Annotated in this window: 3 protein-coding genes and 2 pseudogenes; 1 reads left to right on the plus strand and 4 read right to left on the minus strand. The window is 69.9% G+C overall.

Annotation, left to right across the window (positions count from 1 at the left end; genetic code table 11):
* A pseudogene (locus ABT114_RS50070) lies at positions 1–240 on the minus strand (hypothetical protein); the annotation flags it as partial.
* A 290-nt stretch (positions 241–530) separates the two neighbouring features.
* On the opposite strand from ABT114_RS50070, the gene denD reads away from it, so the two are divergent.
* A complete protein-coding gene (gene denD, locus ABT114_RS50075; protein WP_351153973.1) occupies positions 531–1,541 on the plus strand; it encodes a D-erythronate dehydrogenase in 1,011 nt (336 codons plus the stop codon).
* Between the two features lie 341 nt (positions 1,542–1,882).
* Here denD and ABT114_RS50080 read toward each other — a convergent pair whose 3' ends face one another.
* The 3 genes and pseudogenes from ABT114_RS50080 to ABT114_RS50090 form a co-directional block, all read right to left on the minus strand.
* Entirely contained in the window at positions 1,883–2,761 is an 879-nt protein-coding gene (locus ABT114_RS50080; protein WP_351153975.1) for an aldo/keto reductase, read from the minus strand.
* A gap of 15 nt (positions 2,762–2,776) precedes the next feature.
* Positions 2,777–3,004 (minus strand): hypothetical protein, encoded by a 228-nt coding sequence (locus tag ABT114_RS50085; RefSeq protein ID WP_351153978.1) that lies wholly within the window; start codon positions 3,002–3,004, stop codon positions 2,777–2,779.
* Positions 3,001–3,191 (minus strand): annotated as a pseudogene (locus ABT114_RS50090) (hypothetical protein); the annotation flags it as partial. The pseudogene ABT114_RS50090 and the gene ABT114_RS50085, both read right to left, overlap by 4 nt.

The following is a 3,191-nucleotide window of genomic DNA, read 5'->3' on the forward strand; positions in this document are numbered from 1 at the left end:
GGGGCGGGGGTGGGGGGCGGGGAGGGGGTGCCAGACGAGGTCGGGGGTGGTCACCGTCGACGCCGGGCGGAGCGCCACCAGGTTCGGCGTCGAGAGGAGGGCCTGGCGGGCCAGGTTCTCCTGGGCCTGGTCCGGATGGTGCCGGCCGTCGGGCGAGTACGGCGGGGGAGTGGGGCCGGGCGTCGGAAGTACGGGAAGCGATCGAGGCGTTCCGCAAGGAGCTTGGCGAGTCCTGTCCACGTGTCTGGCTCGCGGGTCGGCTGGACGCCTCCTGCCGCAGACAGATGTCCTCTTCGCTGTAGTTGGCCGGGCCGGACAAGCAGACGCTCAGTTGGTGAGGCGGACGGGGTCTGGCGGGCTGGGCGTTTGACGGATGCGCCGGCGTGGGTAGTTCGCCGTCGCCGACGGACCGGGGGCCCAACCGCCGGGATCGCCGGGATGCCGTTGCGGCTGGCCGAAGGCCGGCGACACAACGGTGACGCCGCGCTGGACGGTGCCACGCCCCCGGCACGCACGTGAGGAGAAGATACGTGAGGGTCGTCATCACGGGCGCGTTCGGCTTCCTGGGCCGTCGGCTGACCGGCACACTGCTGCAGACGCGGACGTTTTGTGGCACACCGATCACGCGACTGGTGCTCGCCGACCGCATCGTGCAGCCCGACTCCCTGGTGGCGACGGACCCGCTCGTGGACATCGTGCACGGCGACCTGATCGACCGCCTCGACGACGTGTTCGCCAAGCCGGTTCATGTGCTGTTCCACCTTGCCGCGGCGGTGTCGGCCGAGTGCGAGGCCGACTTCGACCTCGGCATGCGCGCCAATGTGGACACCACCCGCTCCCTGCTCGACGCTGCCCGGGCACAGTCGGCGGCCGGAGGGCCGACGCCGCGGGTGGTGTTCGCCAGCAGCCTCGCCGTCTATGGTTCCAGCCCTGGGCTGAACCTGCCCGCGGTGGTCAGCGAGTCGTTCCTTCCCGTTCCGCGGTCGAGTTACGGAACACAGAAGCTCATCTGCGAGCATCTGATCGCGGACTACACGCGCCGCGGCTTCCTCGACGGACGCGTCGCCCGCCTGATGACCGTCGCGGTGCGGCCGGGCCAGCCGAACGCGGCCGCCTCCGGCTTCCTGTCCAGCATCATTCGGGAGCCGCTCGCGGGACTCCCGGCGATCTGCCCGGTGCGGCCAGACCTGCACGTGGCCCTGGCCTCACCGCGACGCACCGTGCAGGGAATCCTGCGCATTGCGGAGGCCGAGCGCGGCGTCGGGCCGGGGCGGCTCGAAGGCCAGATGCCGGTCAACCTGCCTGCGCTCACGGTCTCGGTCGCAGAGATGCTCGCTACGCTGCGGCAGGTGGCCGGCGATGCCGTCGCCGGCCTGGTGACCATCACGCCTGACCCTGCCGTCGAGGCCATCGTGGCCTCGTGGCCCGCCGTCTTCGACAACAGACGCGCCGCCGCACTCGGTCTGGAGCCCGACCCGAGCTTCCTGTCAGTCGTGCAGGACTACCTCGCCGATCACCCCGGCGCAGTCAAAGGCGGATGAATTCGCGCTGAGAGGTTCGGGCCGCCCCGCAGGCAAAGGGCGGCCCGATGGCGTGCTGAGGGCGGGTCAGGAAACGGTGATGCTGACCCGGACGCGCGTGCACTCCACGCGGCTCCACCGACACACCATGACCAGGCCGACATCACGCATTCAAGTTCAGTAGCAGCAGCGTTTGTACGCATGTACGCAGGTTCGGCCAGCAGTTTGAGATCTTGGGTCTCATGGATGTTCGCGAGAAGTGAGAAATGACGCCACCGCATGGGGACGGCCTGCCGTCGAGTAGGAAACTGCGGTCGTCAGCGGGGGGTCGAGATCTCCCGCAGGCCGTTCCCGGGGACGGGTCAGGCTGCGGAACGCCCGTCGGCCGGGCGGCGGCGCAACGCGGCGTCCTCGATGGCGGGCGGGTTGTAAGCCATGTCGAGCGTCCCGACGTCGGTGCCGGGCGGCACGATGGCGTCGATCTCGTCGAGGACGTCGTCGGGCAGGGTGATCTCGGCGCCGGCGAGGAGGTCGTCGAGGTGGTCCATGGTGCGCGGCCCGATGATCGCGGAGGTGACGCCCGGGTGGGCGATCGCGAAAGCCATGGCGAGGTGCGTCAGCGGAATCCCCGTCTTGTCGGCGACGAGGAGAAGCTGTTCCACGGCGTGGAGCCGGCGCTCGTCGCGCAGGTGCTGGAAGCCGAAGGCGGCCCGATGGGTATCGGCCTGCCGGTCCTTGCGGTAGCGGCCGGTGAGCAGGCCACCCGCGAGCGGGCTCCAGATCATGGTCCCCATGCCGTAACGCTCGCATACGGGCAGTACCTCGCGCTCGATGCTCCGGTTGAGGATCGAGTACGGCGGCTGCTCGGTGCGGAATCGCACCAGGCCGCGCCGTTCGGCGACCCACTGGGCCTCGACGATGTCCGAGGCGGGGAAGCGGGAGATCAGGCGGCGGAAGCGTTTGTTGCGGCCGTGCTTCTCCCGGCACCGGCCGTCGGTGAAGTCCAGGTCCTCGACGGCGATCGCGGCCGCGCCGGTGGCGCGGGTGTGGTGCACCAGCCTGGTGAGGGCATGGCGGATCTGCGCGTCGCGGTGCGTGGTGGAGCCGGTCAGGTCGTAGAAGTAGCGGTTGGGCTCGCCGACGGGGTTGCCGTGCGGGTCGAGGCGCCAGGCGGCGAGGTGGTCGTCGTTCATGTCGACGGCGACCACGCCCCGGGCCAGCGCCGCCTGAAGCGGCAGCACGGGGACGGCGGTGCGCTACCAGGAGGCGGTCACATACCAGCGGCTCCGTGTCACGTCGTGGTGGATGCGGTAGGCCACCGCCCGGCTGTTCGTGATCCGGTCCAGCCACTCCCCACCCCGGTGCGCGAAGGCGACGGTCGCGTCCAGCACATATCGGCCGTGCGGGGCGTTCGCCAGATGCGCCGGGGCTGTGGGGAGTTTGAGGGAGAGCTGTCCGCTGTCGTGTCGGCGGGGGGTGTTCAATGAGGCTGGTTTGCGGGCGGCTCGTGCCAGGTGACGGGTAGTTCGGTCGGGAAGCGGCGGATGGTTTTTGTGTCCCAGTGCACTTCCTGTGATGGTACTGCCAGCTGCAGTCGTGGGAAGCGGTCCAGTAGCTGTCTGATGGCTACTTCCAGTTCTGCCATGGCCAGTGGGACGGCGATGCAGCGGT

The sequence above is a fragment of the Streptomyces sp. NPDC002088 genome (assembly GCF_040296605.1).
GTDB lineage: Bacteria > Actinomycetota > Actinomycetes > Streptomycetales > Streptomycetaceae > Streptomyces.